Source organism: Kothea flammea, assembly GCF_052161645.1.
Classification (GTDB): domain Bacteria; phylum Planctomycetota; class Planctomycetia; order Pirellulales; family Pirellulaceae; genus Laterigemmans.
The window spans coordinates 4,394,245-4,412,201 of the sequence record NZ_CP197414.1; the positions used below are offsets into that span (position 1 = coordinate 4,394,245).

General features: G+C 56.5%; 12 protein-coding genes. 4 read left to right on the forward strand and 8 right to left on the reverse strand.

Annotated elements, in window-relative coordinates; genetic code table 11:
- Positions 1-2: 2 nt before the first annotated feature.
- A complete protein-coding gene (locus SH139x_RS16600) occupies positions 3-2,831 on the forward strand; it encodes a hypothetical protein (protein WP_488350890.1) in 2,829 nt (942 codons plus the stop codon).
- Here SH139x_RS16600 and SH139x_RS16605 read toward each other — a convergent pair.
- Positions 2,764-3,633 (reverse strand): class I SAM-dependent methyltransferase, encoded by an 870-nt coding sequence (locus SH139x_RS16605; RefSeq protein ID WP_488350891.1) that lies wholly within the window; start codon positions 3,631-3,633, stop codon positions 2,764-2,766. The two genes, SH139x_RS16600 and SH139x_RS16605, sit on opposite strands and share 68 nt — an antisense overlap.
- 268 nt (positions 3,634-3,901) lie before the next feature.
- Here SH139x_RS16605 and gap point away from each other — a divergent pair, with 268 nt between their 5' ends.
- Positions 3,902-4,930: a type I glyceraldehyde-3-phosphate dehydrogenase gene (gene gap / locus SH139x_RS16610; RefSeq protein WP_488350892.1), complete on the forward strand. Its 1,029-nt coding sequence runs from the start codon at positions 3,902-3,904 to the stop codon at positions 4,928-4,930.
- A gap of 182 nt (positions 4,931-5,112) precedes the next feature.
- On the opposite strand, the gene SH139x_RS16615 is transcribed toward gap, so the two are convergent.
- Positions 5,113-6,261 carry a sialidase family protein gene (locus SH139x_RS16615; protein WP_488350893.1) on the reverse strand — a complete coding sequence of 383 codons (1,149 nt, stop codon included), beginning with the start codon at positions 6,259-6,261 and terminating at the stop codon, positions 5,113-5,115.
- Between the two features lie 117 nt (positions 6,262-6,378).
- On the opposite strand from SH139x_RS16615, the gene SH139x_RS16620 reads away from it, so the two are divergent.
- Together SH139x_RS16620 and SH139x_RS16625 are read left to right on the forward strand one after the other, a co-directional pair.
- Complete coding sequence (locus SH139x_RS16620) at positions 6,379-6,576, forward strand: phosphoribosyltransferase family protein (RefSeq protein ID WP_488350894.1); 198 nt, start codon at positions 6,379-6,381, stop codon at positions 6,574-6,576.
- 2 nt (positions 6,577-6,578) lie between these two features.
- A complete protein-coding gene (locus tag SH139x_RS16625) occupies positions 6,579-6,749 on the forward strand; it encodes a hypothetical protein (RefSeq protein ID WP_488350895.1) in 171 nt (56 codons plus the stop codon).
- Between the two features lie 140 nt (positions 6,750-6,889).
- On the opposite strand, the gene SH139x_RS16630 is transcribed toward SH139x_RS16625, so the two are convergent.
- The 6 genes from SH139x_RS16630 to SH139x_RS16655 all read right to left on the reverse strand — a co-directional run bounded on the left by SH139x_RS16630 (position 6,890) and on the right by SH139x_RS16655 (position 17,940).
- Positions 6,890-8,320 carry a DUF1501 domain-containing protein gene (locus SH139x_RS16630; protein WP_488350896.1) on the reverse strand — a complete coding sequence of 477 codons (1,431 nt, stop codon included), beginning with the start codon at positions 8,318-8,320 and terminating at the stop codon, positions 6,890-6,892.
- 9 nt (positions 8,321-8,329) lie between these two features.
- Positions 8,330-11,326: a PSD1 and planctomycete cytochrome C domain-containing protein gene (locus SH139x_RS16635; protein ID WP_488350897.1), complete on the reverse strand. Its 2,997-nt coding sequence runs from the start codon at positions 11,324-11,326 to the stop codon at positions 8,330-8,332.
- Positions 11,327-11,421: 95 nt separating this feature from the next.
- Positions 11,422-13,122: an FAD-dependent oxidoreductase gene (locus SH139x_RS16640; protein ID WP_488350898.1), complete on the reverse strand. Its 1,701-nt coding sequence runs from the start codon at positions 13,120-13,122 to the stop codon at positions 11,422-11,424.
- Between the two features lie 97 nt (positions 13,123-13,219).
- Positions 13,220-14,146 carry an endonuclease/exonuclease/phosphatase family protein gene (locus SH139x_RS16645; protein WP_488350899.1) on the reverse strand — a complete coding sequence of 309 codons (927 nt, stop codon included), beginning with the start codon at positions 14,144-14,146 and terminating at the stop codon, positions 13,220-13,222.
- Positions 14,147-14,156: 10 nt separating this feature from the next.
- Complete coding sequence (locus tag SH139x_RS16650; protein ID WP_488350900.1) at positions 14,157-15,518, reverse strand: Gfo/Idh/MocA family protein; 1,362 nt, start codon at positions 15,516-15,518, stop codon at positions 14,157-14,159.
- A gap of 67 nt (positions 15,519-15,585) precedes the next feature.
- Positions 15,586-17,940, reverse strand: coding sequence for a prolyl oligopeptidase family serine peptidase (locus tag SH139x_RS16655; RefSeq protein WP_488350901.1), 2,355 nt, complete (start codon positions 17,938-17,940; stop codon positions 15,586-15,588).
- Positions 17,941-17,957 lie beyond the last annotated feature (17 nt).

The following is a 17,957-nucleotide window of genomic DNA, read 5'->3' on the forward strand; positions in this document are numbered from 1 at the left end:
CAATGCCGTGTGACTCCTGGCTGATCCAGCGTGCTTTGCAACCACCTGGCGCCGTCAAATTTGGTGCCTCTCGACTTGGTGGCCCGCGAGCGAGAGTGCTGTTGTTGTTCGGCTGCGCGGTTGGGCTGTTGGCAGCGGGCCCAACGCTAACCGCCAAAGGCCAAGCTACCGCGGGCCAAGCGCCGGGGCGCAAGACAACTGATCGTGAAGCTGATTTGATCGAGGCCTGCTTACAAGCAGGGTACTTGGAAGATGCTGAAACTATTTGTCAGCGGGAGCTGAAAACGGCGGCTCCCGGCACGCTCGACGGGGCGGTCTGGGCAATGCGGATGTCGGCTGTCACGGTAGCCAAGTTACGTAATTCTGCTGAGGAGTCGGACGCACAGTGGGAATTGGCTGTGCAACCTCTGCAGGACGCCTTAAGAGGTTATGAAGATCAACCAGCCGCTCCGTGGCTCGAGCTGCAACGGCTATTGGTGGGTTTATCGCAAGCCGAACTGAGGTCGTTGCTGTTGTTGGCAAACCCGGCCGATCAACAGCTGCGTGAACGGTTTGCCGCCGGGCTGCGCAGCACCTTAACCGACCTCCGCGCGCTGGAAGCAAAGCTCGATGAATTGATGCCGCTGGCTCCCCGGTTGCGAGCCGATCTCAACGACAATCGCTTGGCCCACGCCAACGATCTGCTGCAATTGCAAAGGACGACGCGGCGACGAATTACCGCTGGTTTGCTGCTGCAAAGCAAGACCTTTGCCGAGGGTTCGGCGGATGCGTTGGCGGCAGCCACCGACGCCACGCGAGCTGCTCGGCGCATGTTGGAATCGTTGCCCGCCGATTCGGCTCAACGAATGGAAGTGGTGCGGATGCTGGCCCGCGCCACGCGGTTGTCCGGCGAAGCACGGCAAGCAGCCGCCTTGTTGGCTCCGCCGGTTCGCGAAGGCGTTGCGGATGCTGCCACCGTTGCCGAGTGGCTGCGCGCGGAGTTGCAGCTGGGCAACCGAGATCTGGTCCGCCGCTGGCTCGCTGACTACTACGGAGACAGTCCCCAAACAGCACCCCGCTCATTGGAGCTCGATCTGACTCGCCTGCAATGGCTGATTTCCGAAATGACGGCGCCCGCCGGCAACCAGAATTACAATCAGGCGACTGCGGAACGCCAGATCACCGACTGGGTTACCAGCATTGGGCGCCGCAACGGTGCATACGGGCGTCGCCTCGGGGAAAGCGTCATGCTGCGATCTTTGCGGGCTAATCCCGAGCAAGCAAACGCAACCCTGCTGGCAGCCCAAGCGGGCCAATTAGTCCGCAGTGGCGATGCCAAGGGACTGCTCGAAGCCGCGAATTTGTTTCAACAAGCTTCCCAGTTAGCAGCCAACACCAGCCAACCCGACGAAGCCTTTCGTTTCGGCGTGCAAGCTGCTGCCTGTTGGTACAAAGCGGAACGCAACAAGTTGGCGGCGGATCAATTCGCGGCAATCGCCAGGCAGTTTCCCCGACGACCGAGCGCCGAAAGAATTCACCTCGAATCAGCTCGCATCTTGTCAGAATTGATCGCCGCGGAACGGGACCGCAACTCACTTGCAGGCAACTCCGCTGAGACCAACGCAACGACACCACCATCGAGTCAGCAGCAACTGGTGGGGCAACTCGAAGCCACTCTGATCGATCAATTGCTGCTGTGGCCCAGCGGAGAAAAATTGCTGCTAGTTCGCGAGTGGGCCAGCAAGCTATTTGCCGCTGCTGATCGTCCGGCCGTGGCTGCCATGACCACGTTGCGTTTGCCACCCGACGCTGTTGAGTGGCCAGCCGCGATCGAGCAAGCGGGAATTCTTTGGCGGCAATCGTTGCTGGCCCTTCCCAGCGGCGAGCCGCGGGCCGCATGGGGCGCCAAAGCGATCGCTTGGTTGGACTTTACGCCGTCCCCGCAGCTGTCGTCCCCGCAGCCAACTTTGGATACGCCTGAAACCACAGCCTCGGATCCGAACCGTAGGGCTGAAAATCAAACCGCTGAAAATCAGACTGCTGGTCAGGAGCAAACAGAGAGCGATCAGATTTACATCGATCGCTTGAGCCGTGGGTTGCAGATTGGCGACGCTGAACAGCAAGCTCGCTTGCGACAAGAATCTGCCCTGCTGGCAGCCTTGACGTTGTCGCCGTCGGCACTCAAATCTTATTGGATCGCTGCCCCCGAGCAACAATCAGTGGGTGATGCATCACCACAAGCATTTGCTCACGATCTCCGCCGCGTGCGGATCGACGGGATCAATCCTGAGGCGCTGGCGCTCTCCCCGCCGGCACTCCCCGATCGCGATCAAATCGAGCTGCTGGCGTTGGAGCGGTTGCATGAAGATGCCCGCAATGCCGCTGAGTTGAGGAGCTTATTGGGGCGAGCAATGTTGCGAATTTCAGCCACGGGAAAATCGACAGCCAGCGAAACGCTATCGCCACGACTCGCCAGACGTTACCAATTGATCCAGGCTGACGCGTTGGCTTGGTCGGGTGACTGGCAAGCGGCGTTTGACAAGTTCACGGGGCTGCTCAGCGAAGCTCGACAGCCTGGCGAAGTCCTGTCACACGCGGGGGAAACTTTAGCGAACTTGGGCAACCCGGCGGCCGCCGCCGAAGCGGTGAAATTGTGGAATCGCTATGCCACTGGACTGCCGCCCGGCTCTGATCGTTGGCACCAAGCGAAATTGGCCACCGCCGCGGCGTTGCGTGACGCTGGTGATTCCGCGGAGGCCAGCAAATTGGCTAGATACATCTTGCTCACTTCGCCGCCAACGTCGGCGGAGCTGCGGAACCAGTATCAGCGGTTCGCCGAGCAAGCACCATGAACCCGCCGGCGCGAAGACCGCCGAAAAACCAGCCGGCGGGCAGCTGCCGATCTCCTTCGATCCGCAACGGCACCATCCGCTCAACCCGCAATCCGGCCGCTTTCAGGTCGAGGGCGAGTTCGCGACGGCCAAAGCTGTGCAAATACATGTTCGGCAACCCGCGATAGGCGTAGGTGCGATCGCCAAAATCGGCCACTGGATCGCGTCTGGCATGCCACCAAGAGCGCCACAGATGCGCCATTCCCCCGGGATCCCGCAAGGCGGCCCAGCGATTGTGGCAATGGAGCAGCAACCTGCCTGCCGGTCGCACAATTCGAGCCACCTGCCGCAACACCTCGCGACGGTGAGCACGCGAACGGACCATCCCCAAAGTGCTGAACAAACAGATCGCGTGATCAACACAGCCGCTGGCAAGACAATCCAAAGTAACCAAATTCGCGCGGACCAATAACGGTCGCATCGCGGGGCTCCAAGTCGCTCCCTGCTGCGCCGCGTGACGCAACATTTGTTGACTGAGATCGATACCCAGCAAACGATAACCGAGCTGGCGCAAGGGCTCCGCGGAACGCCCGGTGCCGCAACCCAAATCGGCAACCATGGCTGCGGGCCGGTCAGCTTTCGGCAACATGTCAGCCAACCAGCTTAAATCCAATTGCGCAAGCGGTGTGGATGCTAAAAATGCCTCGTAATCGTCCGCGATCGAGTCGCTGTGGGCATAATCCCAGGTGCCGGGGGCCACGCCGGGGGGCAATTTCCAGTCGGGCGGACGAACGCGGATATTGACTTGCGGTGCTTTCGACAAACCGTAGGGTCCTGCAAGGGAGGATATTTTCACTGTTGGCGTACAGACTTGGCTGCCGCTTGCCGTTCGCCAAAAGACTCGAATGTGTGGGGGCTGGAGTGAGTTTCCCTTGCGCCGCTATAATTCGCTAGCCTGGCGAGGTGCTAGCTCTATTTTGGAGATCATCCCTGCCTCGCAATCAACCCCCGTGCTCGCGATCGGCCGGTTTCATCCGCTGTAGCTTCGCGTCGCATTCCCACAACCATGAATTTTGGAGTTTAGGAAACCAGTGGCAATTCGAGTAGCAATCAACGGTTTTGGGCGCATCGGCCGACTTACTTTTCGCAAGCTGATGGAGCGCAGTGACGAATTCGAAGTCGTCGCGATCAACGATCTGACCGACAATCTAACCCTCGCCACTTTGTTGAAGTATGACAGTATCCACCGTCGTTATAACGGCACTGTTGATTTCAACGATAAGGCCCTGATTGTCGACGGGAAAGAAATTCATGCCTTGGCCGAACGCGACCCTGGCAACCTTCCCTGGGCTGAACACAACATCGACGTGGTGATTGAATCGACTGGTTTTTTCACTGGCCGAGCAGCCAACGGTAAACCTGGATATGACAGTCACTTGACCGCTGGCGCTAAGAAAGTTGTGCTCAGTGCGCCGGCCAAAGATGGTGCCGACCTGACCTGCGTGTTGGGTGTCAATGATGACAAGCTGACCAAGGATCTGAAGTGCGTCAGCAACGCCAGTTGCACAACCAACTGCTTGGCTCCCGTCGCCAAGGTTTTGCACGATACGTTCGGGATTGAATCGGGTTTAATGACCACGGTCCACGCTTATACGAACGATCAGAAAGTTCAAGACCAACCGCACGGCGACCTTTATCGCTCGCGGGCCGCCGCGCAAAACATCATCCCCACTTCAACCGGCGCCGCCAAGGCTGTCGGTTTGGTGATTCCCGAGCTGCAAGGCAAACTGACCGGAATCGCGATGCGAGTTCCCGTGCCGACCGGCAGCGTCGTCGACCTGACTTGCAACTTGGGCAAAGCGGCCACGAAGGATGAGATCAACGCGGCCATGAAAGCAGCCGCCGAAGGTCCCATGAAAGGTATTCTTTGCTACACGGAAGATGCGATCGTCAGCGGTGACATCATCGGTGACGCCCACAGCAGCATCTTTGCCGCACCGTTCACCCAAGTGCTGGGCGACAACGGCAAGTTTGTCAAGATTGTCAGCTGGTACGACAACGAATGGGGCTACAGCTGCCGCACCGCCGACTTGGTGGCGATGCTCGGCAAAATGCTCTAAGCGATCCTGCAGATTGAATCGTATCAAAGTTACCAACCTCGCCCCCTGCACCGGGGCGAGGTTTTTTTATCTGCTCGGCACAATTAGGTTAGCGGTTTTGGCGCTAGCCACCGTTTGGTTGCAGGTGATTAGTTCCGCTCAAAACGAGAACCGCGGCCAAACAGCCAAACGGCTAACAGCTATCACTTGGCCATCTTATCCAAATCGGATAACTGCAAGCGGACGCTTAAGATATAAGGCGGTTGGCCCTCGTCCCAATGTCCGTACGTTGTGGTAACAATCGTCCCATCAGGCAGCACTTCCACACCCGGGTACGCGGTGTCATAGGCCTTGGTGTTGTCTTTCAGCCGTACGCTATACTGGCCATCGGCACCCGATATCAAATCTTCCCAGGTCCCCACCCAGCCGACCCAGTCGCCCTCGAATTGACGTTGCTGCCGGGCGTCGACGGGGGAGTTACAGCGGAAACTTATAAACAAGCGACCGTCAGGGGCGTACTTTCCCACATGCCGATCGCCAGTCAAAGCCAGCGGCAACTCCCGCGGCTCCGACCAGGTTTGCCCCTCGTCTCGCGAGAAAATAATGTGCGAATTTTTTCGTCGCAAATTTTCTCGCAGTAACACCGCCAAAGTCTTGCCATCTGGTGAACGAATGCAACCCGGCTCACAGAGATGCACCGCGTCCGACTCATAAACCACGGTGGGTGATGACCAAGTCAGCCCCCCGTCGTTGGAAAAGGTTTTGAACAGTCGAAACTCGGGGGTTCTCGCTCCGTTGCTAGCAAAAAAACGACCATCGTCGTGGAACATCGCCAAATAGTTACCCGCCGATTTCCCCACCGGCTCGACGAAACCCATGACCACAATCCCGCCCCAGTCGCCGGCCGGCTTCAGCTCACTCCATGTTTCCCCGTCGTCTTCCGAGACTGCCAGACGAGCCGGATAAAGTCCAGACCACATAATCAGTCGCTTGCGTCCCTCTGCATCGACCACCCGATGCAGCGTCGGCACTTCCCGCGAAGTGGTCCAATTGGCGGGCGTGGGCAACCGCTCGCTCCACGTTAAACCACCGTCGTTGCTGCGTTTATAGACGATCGCACCACGACCGTGCCCCTGCGGATAGACACACAAAATCGTCTTCCCATCCTCCAACAAGCAAGTCGTGGGATGTCCCAAATATTGCCCCGCTTGGCGATCGACCACAACTTGCCCCGACACGCGATCATCCAGATCAAGGTGCTGCAACGGAGGTTCCATCGCCCCCAGGTGACACATGCAAGGACCAGCCAGAACAGCTATTACAAGGGGAATCCAATTAGTCAATCGTCGCATCAGAATCAACTCCTGGGGTTCGCAAACTGTCAATCAATGACGGCATATCTTACACGTTGCCGCTCTCCAAAGAGAAATTCGACACTTATTTTCCGATCGCTCCCGAGGAGTGCCCAAATGCTTTTCCGCGATAGAGTTGACGCTGGTAAACAGCTCGCCGCCCACTTGGATGCTTATGCCGACAGACAGGACGTAGTGGTGTTTGCCTTGCCACGCGGTGGTGTACCTGTAGCCTGGGAAATTGCCCAAGTGCTGAACGCGACGCTCGACATTATCTTGGTTCGCAAGGTGGGAGTGCCGGGCATTCGGAACTAGCCATGGCGGCCATCGCCAGTGGCGGCATCCAGGTGGTCAATCAATCGGTTGTCGAGCAATTTGACATTACCCATGAACAGATCTCCGAAGTGGCCGCCACGGAGTTGATCGGACTTGAGCGACGCGAACGAGCCTATCGAAGCAATCGGCCCGCACCACAGCTCCGCGACTAAACGGTAATTCTCGTTGATGATGGTCTGGCAACGGGCTCGACGATGCTGGCGGCCGTGTAAGCGGTCCAAGGGCAATCCCCAGCGCGGGTGGTGGTTGCTAACGAACAACGCACGTTTCGTTAACCTTGGAGGCACCTACGTTAACCAAGCAGTGCTTTTACCACATGAGCTTCTTCCACTCCCGTCAAACGAAAGTCGAGTCCTTGGAACTTATAAGTCAAACGCTGATGATCAATCCCCAACATATGCAGCATGGTGGCGTGAAAGTCACGGACATGGACCTTGTCCTCAATCGCGTTGTAGCCAAACTCATCGGTCGCCCCGTAGCTGGTACCGCCCTTGACGCCCCCGCCAGCCAAGAAAATTGAAAATCCTTTTATATGGTGATCCCGTCCGCTTCCTTGTGCCATTGGCGTGCGTCCAAACTCCCCGCCCCAAACAATCAACGTATCCTTCAGCATATCACGTTGCTTTAAGTCCTGAATTAAAGCGGTGGTGGCTTGATCGACCAGCTTGGCCGTTTGCGCGACGCCATTCTTGACACCACCGTGGTGATCCCATCCCCGATGATACAACTGAATGAAACGGACACCGCGCTCGGCCAACCTGCGTGCCAGTAAACAATTACTGGCAAACGAGCCATCACCAGGGGTGCATCCATATTGCTCCACAATATGCTGCGGCTCGTTTGACATATCGGTCAATTCGGGGACTGAAGCTTGCATCCGAAAAGCCATCTCGTAACCGGCCAGGCGAGTCGTAATCTCCGGATCTTGCAATTCCTGATTACGCAACGAATTAATCTTACTAACGGCGTCGACAATGTCTCGCTGCTGACTGGTCCCCACGCCGGCGGGATTATTGACGTAATGGACGGGGCTGCCCGTTGAGTACATCTGCACTCCTTGGAAGCGACTCGGCAAAAACCCCGAGTGCCATTGGCGGGAGCTGATCGGTTGACTTTGGCCGCCACCTTCGCTGGTCAACACAATAAACCCGGGTAGGTTTTCGGTTTCAGCGCCCAACCCGTAGAGTACCCAGGAACCCATTGAGGGCCGCCCGCTGATCGCCGTGCCCGTGTTGAAGAACGTGTGCGCCGGGTCGTGATTAATTTGCTCAGTGTGCATCGATTTAACAACGCACATTTCATCAGCTACTTTGCCTAGATGACTAAACGCATCAGAGACCAACAAACCGCTTTCCCCACGCGGGGTAAATCCATGTTGGGGCCCCATCACCGTCAACTTCTGGCCCTGCAGCTGGGCAATCGGTTGTCCGGCCGTGACCGACTCGGGCATTTGTTTGCCGTCCATTTCGGCCAACATCGGCTTATAGTCAAACGTCTCCAGATGGCTCGGGCCTCCAGCCATGCAAAGGTGGATGACCCGTTTGACTCGCGGTGGATGATGCGGCGAGGCCAGCACTCCGCCGATGCCACCCACATGTTGCTTTGTCGAATCATTGGCCTGGGAAATCGCTTCTGATTTCAGCAACGATGCCAAGGCAATTGAACCAATACCCGTGCGACGCAAGAACGTGCGACGGGCGAGTTGGTTGAGTAATGGTGACATGGCTGGGGCTCAATAACGAGTGATAGTTTCGTGTAGATTCAACAAAACGCGAGCGACGCTGGTCCAAGCTGCCATTTCGGCGACTGGCAAATCTTGGGGAACCGCGGCGTTGCCCGTGGCGATCAACTGCTCCGCCGCCTCGAGGTCATTTTCGTAATGCGCCAAGTGTTGCTGATGCAGCGCCAACAAGGTTTCCCGAACCGCTTCGCTCGGGGCGCGAGATACAACGGTGCGATGGGCCCACTGCAAGCGTGCTTCGACCGTCTCACCCCCTTCGCTCATAATTCGCTCAGCGAACACGCGAGCGGCTTCCACGAACGTGGGATCGTTTAACAGCACCAGCGATTGTAACGGAGTATTCGACTTGGCCCGCTGAGCGGTGCATTCTTCACGGCTGGGCGCATCGAAGGCTTTCAACATCGGATGTAAAAATGTCCGTTGCCAATGCGTGTACAGACCGCGACGATATTGAGCGTCACCACCATCGGCTTGGTAGGTGCGACGGGGGAAATTCAGCTGAGCGTAATATCCTGCCGGTTGATATGGCCTGACGCTGGGGCCTCCAATTTGCTCCACCAACAGCCCACTGGTCGCCAACACCGTGTCCCGCACCATCTCGGCATCGATCGTAAATCGCTGTTGCCGGGCGAATAGGTCATTATAAGGATCTTGTGTTTGCAAACTTTGACTCGGCAGCGAAGATCGCTGATAGGTTTGACTGAGTACGATCGCACGTACAATGTGCTTGATATCCCAGTCCGAATCCACAAACTCAAGCGCCAAGCCATCGAGCAATTCCGGATAGGAGGGATAGCTGCCCTGCCCTCCAAAATCATCAACGCTGGCACAGATACCGCGACCAAACAGCAGACTCCACAGCCGGTTTACCATCGTCCGCGCGGTTAATGGATTGTCGTCACGACACAGCCACTGGGCGAAGTCCAGCCGGTTGGCACGACGATCCGAAACCGAAAGGGTTCCTAGGAACCCGGGAATTGCCGGTTCGACGATTTGCCCCGAGTCATCCATCCAGTTCCCCCGCGGCAGCACCCGAATCGTGCGCGGCTCAACCGATTTGGAAATGACCGTTTCAGGTGCTGAATCATAGACCGCTTGGCGTTGTTTTCGCAAACTTTCAATCTCAGCCTTGAGCGCCACCATCTCGGCCGCTTGGCTGAGATAGTGTTCGCTAACTAGGCTCGCCTGCTCGGCAGTTCGTTCTCCGCTGGCAACCTGAATCGCCTCCACGACGGCTTTGGGCATCCCTTCCATTAACAACACACCCGCTTTATCCCAATAAGCCGAACCGCCGAATTGGGTGAACGCCATGCCGTTTACTTTCTTGCCAGCGGCCAAACCGACCTCGGTAGCGGAGACTTCCAACCGGGCCCAAGTGCCTGGCTTCGGCAACCCTCCGGCTCGGCGGTAAGCCACTGTGCTTTCAGGCGTGCGACCGTAAACAATTTCATCGCCCCCCCAAACTTTACGATGACTCCAATCACCATCGTTAAACTGCAACATGATCGCTGCTGGCGGGTTGTTGGGGTCGAGATAAACCCAAGCGTAAAACTTGGAATCTTCCGCCACCGTATGATTCGTCTCAACCCCTTGGAAAAGATGCTGCACCAAGCCGTCGCTCTGTTGGCGTCGCGACTGGTGACCGCTGTGCACAGGCCCCTGCCCCGTCGAAATATACTTCCATGCTCCATCTTTTGCCCCGGCGACACCCTGGTCATCGTCAACCCAGACCACCTCGACTTCTTGTGGCTCGGCTAGCCTCTGCAAGGCATCGGCCTCCCAGACTGCTTGGGCTGTTAGTAGACGCTTGCCAAGCGGGTCGATTTCCGCTTCCTTGCCGGCAATCCGCTGATCAAAATCGGCCAGCTTGGCCTCCAGAATTTGGTCCGGCACACGGATCATCGGCGGGCGGCTGCGGGCACCATATACTCCACGCTCTTCCAAGTCGGCGAAAAAAGCACCCAAGGAGTAAAAGTCGCGCGTCGTATACGGATCATATTTATGATCATGGCATTGAGCACAACCTACCGTGGCCCCCATGAAGACTTGCGAAACGTTCCGCACGCGATCGGCGAAGTAGATTGCCAAATATTCTTTAGTTTGCGAGCCCCCTTCCTCTGTTGTCTGATTGAGCCGGTTATAACCGGAGGCGACCAACTGCTGCAGAGATGCTCCCGGTAATAAATCACCGGCTAACTGTTCACGCACGAACTGGTCATAAGGCATGTTCTCATTGAATGCGCGAATAACGTAATCCCGATACGGCGACTGCGACACGTTTTGGTCCCCGTGATAGCCAACCGTGTCGGCGTACCGCACGAGGTCTAACCAGTAAACAGCCATCCGTTCGCCGTAGCGAGCCGAGGCCAACATGCGGTCGACCAATTTTTCGTAAGCATCCGCCGAGTCGTCGTGCAGAAATCGGTCCACCTCCTCGACAGTTGGTGGCATGCCTGTCAAATCGAAGGAAAGCCGACGGATCAACGTGATTTTGTCGGCCAGCGGAGTTGGCTCAACACCCTCCTCTTGCAAACGAGCCGCGACGATTGCATCGATCATCTCGCTCGGGCTTGAGATCTCGGCTGGCAGTTGGCTCGGTCGACGCATCGGCGCGTAGGCCCAGTGAGGCTCGTACTCGGCCCCCTGATCAATCCATCTTTGCAACAGCTCTTTTTCCGCCTTGGTCAGCGGCTTGTGCGTCTCTGGGGGCGGCATCACTTCGCCCGGTTCTGCAGAGAGAATTCGCCGCACCAACTCGCTGGACTCCGCATCTCCTGGCACGATCGCAGCAGAGGTCTCCACAGCTTCCTCCCGAATATCGAGCCGCAGCCCCCCTTCCAAAGTCTCCGCATCAGGTCCGTGACAGGCAAAGCATTTGTCGCTCAAGATCGCGCGAATATCGCGATTGAATCGAATCTTCGCGTCCACGGCGAAACACGCGCCGGTGGGAAAAGAGACGACGAGGGCAACAAGCAAACATCGAAACATTGTGCGAGTCCGCAGGTGAGGCGAAGGTGAGGCGTGGGAGGGGGCGAAGCAGTGGAATGCCCGCACCTTCCAGTTTGACGGAAAATGTCATGAAATCAACTGCCCGACCAACTTAATTCCACACCGTGGTGCTGCAGTTGCCGTTGAAAATCCTCCAGCCAGGCCTGCTTTGCCCGCACATCGCTGGGATTCCGCCGCTGCTCAACGCAATAAGCGAGCAAACTCCCGACCGACTCGCCAATGTTCCACTCGACCGGATGTAACCGATAACAGCCGTTGGTAACATGCGTGGTGCCGATGTTTTTGTTAGCGGGTAAGAGGTTTCTTGTTTCCCGCGGCAATAAAGCACCCAGCGGTATTTGGAATGGCAATGACGGAAAGTCAATATAATTATCACCGCCGGTGCTGGGATGCAGATCGATGTGATAACTGCCCACGCCAACTGAGTCGGCATACTCGGCAGCAGTAACTTGCGCTTCCGGTTGCCCCGTCACCAAAGCTCGGTTCTGCCGTCCGCAGTGTTCTTCCAAAACAGTGAACTCAGCAACAATTCGCCGCGATTCACGTACGTAGGGATACTTTGCCATACCATCGGACGTCCCCGTCACATCGGGCCTAAGTCGCAACCCAGACCATCCTTGACCACCATCGGGTCGATCCGCCTCGGTTTGCATCCAATACAATAATGACAGACTCAGCTGCTTGCCGCGGTCGACGTGCTGCTCAGCTTGCTCCTCAGAAACACCGACCAAGTTACCGAGAAAGTAATCATTCTGCGGCCAATTGACCAAAGAAATATCGCTCTCAAATTCACCTGCTTGGAATTTATCACGAGCGAGCAGGCGGCGATACATCCACAAGTTCAAGGCGCCGGGCGTGGTCGCTTGCGTGGGATCAAAGCCCAGCCGTTTCGGTTGCAGCGAAGCGGGATGCGTATAGGTCCAATCTAATAAACGCCCCGGCCAAGCTGGGTTCAATTGCGGAACATAATTTTTCCAAAAGTCATATTCTCGGGGACGTTCAATTGTCCAATCGCCCGCCGGGTCATAGTCAACCGCAAAGCAGCAGGTGAATGCTTGCTGGTTCTCCGGCTTGGCCTCATCCGCCGCGTGCAATTCACCCGTATCCGCTTTGGACTCGGCTCCCGTCACAAAAGCGGTTCCCGTCATCGGCAGCAAATCCCCCAATTCCGTCGCGTCGACATACCAGGGGGCAACCAACTCTATTTCTCGACCGGTGACATCGTTTCTAACGCGAACACTCTCGACCAAATGCTGATCTGTCAAGGCTTTTATGGGCCGGTGGTTGAGCAACACAGTCAGCCGCCCAGCACTGCGGTAGGGGGCCAGCATGGCTTCCATCACAGCCAACGCCACTCGCGGTTCATGGCACAACCGCGAGACAATCCCACCGCCGGGATTCAAATTCGTTAACTCGCGTTGGGCCGGAGTTAAAGGATAATGTTGGCGATAGTACTGACGAATGGAATCACGCAAACGACGATAGCTAGCCGGCGCGCCGTGCGTCTCGATCCAACGATGTTCATCCGGTGGCACGGCTTGCTGAGTGAGCTGGCCGCCGATCCAATCGGTTTGCTCGGTCAGTACAACTCGCAATCCTCCACGCAAGGCGGCGAGCGCCGCGCTCACACCACCCAGTCCGCCTCCAATTACGACCACATCGGCCCGCAATCCTCCTCGCAACGTATTGTCTTGCTGCGCGCGAACCGTGGCGGGTAGTAAGCTGCTGGCCACAGCCCAGCCAGCGGTTGTTTGCAAAAAACTACGTCGACGCATTGGATGTGTTCTGTGTGGGTAAGAAATCATACATTGCTCCCGGGCTCCAGCCTGGTAACACACTGCCTGGGGAGGCTCCCGCCTCGGCTCTAAAAAATCAACCCTCCGGGCCAAACCTCAGCACGGCACGCACGGGTATGTGATCCGACAGCAGCTCCGTCCGTTGATCACGCAGGATGTCCGCGGACTCAAGATGGGGCTGCATATTAGGGCTCACAAAGATGTAATCCAGCCGCCGATCGGTACCATGATTTTCATCGCTGACAAGCGAAGTGGGAAACGTTCCCACGAACGGTTTCGCGTCATCTCGAAAACCAGCCACAGCGTCGAAAAAATCTTGGGCCATGATCGCTTCCAAACCACCGTAATCGAGCTTGCCCTGGTTGAGATTGCGAGCGCTGGTACTGCGACCATCTAGCATCTCAAAAAAGGGCACAAGTTTATCATCGCTGTCATACCGCCGCCGATCTAGCGGCGAAAATCCATTAAAATCACCTGCCAAGACGATTCGTGGGTCGACATCGGGCAGCGTGGCAATATCAGCCTGCAAATGCCCGGCCTCCTCGATCCGCCGCGCAAAGTTGGACGGATGAAAGTGAATCACGTAAAACCATATACCTTCGATGCGACATCGTAGCAAACCATGATGCATGCCCTGGCGAATTTTTGCCACGTCCGTAATGGGGTAGCGCGAGGTGATCCCCGTGGGAAAACCTTCCTCCTTCAAGAGCACACTGTGCGGGTGCCCCCAGTTCTTTGCGTCAGCCGCTAACTTTTCCGCCGTGTATCCGTTCAACTCCTGCAAAGCGACCACGTCGGGCTGTTGAGTGGCCATCCACTGCAACCACTGTTCGTGCCGCGGCTGACCCTTCTTAGTGAAACCATACCAAACGTTATGGGTGATAATCTTCAATTCGGCGGGTCTCTCAGCGCTGGCCGATAGACCGTTCAGCGAAAAACCCAACAACAGTATTAGTATCATGATGTGACGCACGTTCGCAGACTCCTGTGGCAATAAAATCATCGGCAAATCTTTAACCAACCCAATCTGGTTCCCAGCCGGAAAAATAGGCTTTCGTCAAGTATTGATCGGCTAATGGTGAGTTGGCGATTTTCAGATTGGCCGCGTCCCAGGTTAACGTTTCTTGGGGGAACCGTAATGCAATCGTCCCCAGCAAGACCGTTTCGGTTAACGGTCCCGAATAAGCGAACGCTGACGTTGTAACCGCCATGCCGCGGCAGGCGTCAGCCCATTGGACATAGTGATCGACGCTTTCCACCGGAACAATCTTATGGGCACTGAGGTCCAACACATCCTCTTGGCCTGCGAGAAACAATTTGGGCATATCAACGTGGGGAATTACCAGAGAACCAAGCTCGCCAATCAATACCGAGCCGGCTGCTGGCAATTGGTAACTTATTGGTATATGGGTTAGTGATTCCCGAGGAGGTCGAGCACCCACCGCATCATACCAAGTTAGCTGAAGGTGCTGGCCCAGCGTGCGAATGGTAGCGGGAAATTGATAGCGCACCGTGGCCCGATCGCTCCACGTATCGGGCTTCAGCACTGGTGCTTCTGCCGTCAGATGGTCCGGCGCGGTCAATTCCAAAGCTTTAAACACAGGGTCCAAAATGTGGCAGCCGAAATCGCCCAGCTGTCCAGTGCCGTAATCCTGCCAACCTCTCCAATTGAAGGCATGATAAATACGTTGTTTATAAGGCCGACGCGGGGCAACTCCTTGCCATAGGTCCCATCGGACATGACCAGGAACCGCGTCTCGGCCGTGGGGCCGTTCAATGTCGCGCGGCCAGCTCGGGGTGCCCCCTTGCCAAGAGTGGACTGCGTTGACTTTGCCCAACAAACCATCGTGCACAATCTTCACGGCCGTGCGGTAAGCGGTATGCGACTGGATTTGATTCCCCATTTGCGTCACGACCTTTTGACGTTCCGCGGCCCGCTGCATTTGCCTGGCCTCAAAGACGGTATGCGTCAGCGGCTTTTGGCAGAAGACATGTTTTCCCAATTGCATCGCCGCCAAACTGATCGGCGCGTGCATAAAATCAGGGGTGGAAACAATCACGGCATCAAATGCTTGCTGCTGCTCCAGCAACTCTCGCCAATCAGCAAATTGCCCCGCCTGGGGAAACTGTTCCGCAGCGCGTCCCACATGATCTATGGAACTGTCAATATCGCATAAGCCGGTAACATCGACCGCAGGGCTCGCCGCCACGCCCATTAAGTCGCTCCAGCCTTTGCCACCGGTCCCCACGCTGGCAATCCGCAAACGATCATTCGCTCCCCAAACACGTGAATAGCTGGCAGCCGACATCGCCATCGCGCCACTGGCAATACCGACCCGCTGCATAAAAGCGCGACGTGTTGATTGATTTTTCATGTGCAGACGTTCCTGGGGCTAGTAAACAAATAAACCAAAAGAGTCATCGTGATTGCCGTCAATGCAATCAACGTGCCTCATTGGACTCTCCGAGAAAATGTTGGAAGAACGCATAGATGATCGCGTTGGAATCAGCATTGGGCGAATGGTCTGGACGATTCGTCATGGCAACCCGTTGTTCATAACCGAGCAGGCGATTGATCTGTCGAGTATGATTCAGCGCTTCCCAACGTGCCGGTGGATCTTCCGCACCACCCGATACCAAGAAAGGACGCGGTGCCATCAGGGCATGTAGTCCATGCAGATCGCGTCCCGCAGCGGTCAATTGGGCGTACAGTCCGCGGGCAGGATTCTCCGCCGTGATCATGCCCCGCTTCCGCCATGGCTGAGGATGATATCCCAGGTACCAAGGTTCCCAGTAATTGACATTCGAACGACTCTCGTCAAAGACAATCCCCGGATCGGACACTGCAGCGCAGGCGAATTTATCAAACAGACAAGCGGCGAACATTGCCCATTTTCCACCAAACGAATGCCCCACAATGCCAATTCGACTCGCGTCCACGTCATCACGATTGGCCAACAAGTACCATCCGCTGGCCGCGGCGTAACCTAACATCGATAACGGAGCGACCTCGGCGGACTCGATACTCGGATAGTAAAGTGCATACGTCTTGGCTGCGGTGGCGCGTGTGGTGCCGAGTGAGAGCGTTACAAAACCACGCTTGGCCAGTTGCCAAGCAAAATCGCGATAGGGCCCACTCCCCTTGCCGATGGCTGTCTCCGGTTCATAAAAAACCGTAATCACTGCGGGATGCGGACCGCTGCCGGGCGGAATTAACAAGTACCCAGTGGTCTCTTCGTTGGGGGTCCAGGGAAATGTAATCCGATGCTGGGTGATCCCTTGACGCTCCGTGGTTTCCAGAATTCGTATCGCAGGATGCTCATTCAGTGGAGGCCAACGCCCTAGTAGCGCTTCCCACTCTGCGTGCAATTCCGCGCGACGTCGCTCCCAGTCGTCACTGGTCTCAACTACCGAGCCATCATTAAAAACCAATGGAGAACGATAATCACCAAACTGCTCTTCCCACCGCGCTGGCGGAGCAAAGTAAGGGGAAAGAATGTCGCCAGGGGGTAATTGAACTGCGGAAGGCTCACTCGCGTGCCGCGGCTTCTTCCACTTTAACTTGGCGATAAAAACGCTGTTATCGCTACCATATTTTTCCACGCCAATCGGTTGCATCCACTCCGCCGCGGTTACCCATGTTTCATTCGGTGTCACGTCGACCACACCAAAATTTCCCAGCCTGGCCCCACGCTCCGGAATCAGCACACGCTCGGTGCGGCGCACAACACTTAGACTTTCTGGGTCGACGCGAGCCATGAATAGTGGGGCTCGATGGCGAAAGACATGGTCGTTGTCCGCTCCGCGACGGGTGTAAACCAAATACAGCCCCTCGTCATTGGCAACCCAATGTTGCTGGGTATTGTAGTTGCCGAGCTGACTGCCATCGTCAAAGCTCCAGGGGCGAGCCGGACCGAAGTTTAGACCATCCTCACTGACGCACACGTATCCCTGTTGGTCATTCCGCATCGTCAAATAGTAACGCCCTTGAAATCGCACCAACGATGGCTCATACAACCCACGGTTAATCGGCACGGTCATCGATGGACCATGTTCCACATATTCCAAGGTGTGACCATCAAATCGACAGCGACAGACGATGACGGAGAATTGACTGGCGCTGGGTTGCTTAAAGGAGCACGGAATTAACACGTCACCGCCAGGTAGATCAACCCGCTGCCCACTCCCCGAGCCGCAATTGAGAAATTCCGCCTTGTTGGGCAGTTCGACTGTATCCCAACGTGTCCAACCCTTTTGTTTGGGGTCAAAAACAGCGTAGGCGATCCCCCGGGGCCGGACGGACAGAACTTGGTTGTTTCGATACCAAACGGTGTGACCTATTCCCAGCAGTCGTTGACTGGCCGCGTGCCACTGGGGGGTAAAATCGCAGACGGTCGTTTCGTCTCCGCTCTGCAATAGATCAGTCGACACGTGCATTCCCTTTGGCAACATCCCCTGCTGGGCATTGTACTTCGACCGGGCAAAAGCTTGTACCGCGACCGGCTCCGTCCAACTGCGTCCGAGGTCGATGGAGCGTAACTCAGAAAGTCCCGAGAACAGATCCGAACCACTGAGCTGTAATTTCTGCATCGTCATGATGACCAGAGGCTGTTGGCCTTCATTTCCTGGGGCCCCAGCGGGTATCACGCCAGCTCGCGCATGAACCCAACAGTCTTCGCCATTGAATCCCTGCTGCGCCGCAATTCGCTCTACGGAAAACGCCGGTTCCTCACCCTGCAAAGCTGTTAGGCAACAGACCGAGAACAGCGAAACTACCAGTCCAGATTTAGGGTTCATGATTTTAGCTTTCGGTT

Excerpts from the sequence above, each read along its gene's own strand:
- SH139x_RS16600 (WP_488350890.1), top strand. The coding sequence starts at position 3 with ATGCCGTGTGACTCCTGGCTGATCCAGCGTGCTTTGCAACCACCTGGC.
- SH139x_RS16615 (WP_488350893.1), bottom strand. The coding sequence starts at position 6,261 with ATGCGACGATTGACTAATTGGATTCCCCTTGTAATAGCTGTTCTGGCT.
- SH139x_RS16620 (WP_488350894.1), top strand. The coding sequence starts at position 6,379 with ATGCTTTTCCGCGATAGAGTTGACGCTGGTAAACAGCTCGCCGCCCAC.
- SH139x_RS16625 (WP_488350895.1), top strand. The coding sequence starts at position 6,579 with ATGGCGGCCATCGCCAGTGGCGGCATCCAGGTGGTCAATCAATCGGTT.
- SH139x_RS16630 (WP_488350896.1), bottom strand. The coding sequence starts at position 8,320 with ATGTCACCATTACTCAACCAACTCGCCCGTCGCACGTTCTTGCGTCGC.
- SH139x_RS16635 (WP_488350897.1), bottom strand. The coding sequence starts at position 11,326 with ATGTTTCGATGTTTGCTTGTTGCCCTCGTCGTCTCTTTTCCCACCGGC.
- SH139x_RS16640 (WP_488350898.1), bottom strand. The coding sequence starts at position 13,122 with ATGCGTCGACGTAGTTTTTTGCAAACAACCGCTGGCTGGGCTGTGGCC.
- SH139x_RS16645 (WP_488350899.1), bottom strand. The coding sequence starts at position 14,146 with ATGATTTTATTGCCACAGGAGTCTGCGAACGTGCGTCACATCATGATA.
- SH139x_RS16650 (WP_488350900.1), bottom strand. The coding sequence starts at position 15,518 with ATGAAAAATCAATCAACACGTCGCGCTTTTATGCAGCGGGTCGGTATT.
- SH139x_RS16655 (WP_488350901.1), bottom strand. The coding sequence starts at position 17,940 with ATGAACCCTAAATCTGGACTGGTAGTTTCGCTGTTCTCGGTCTGTTGC.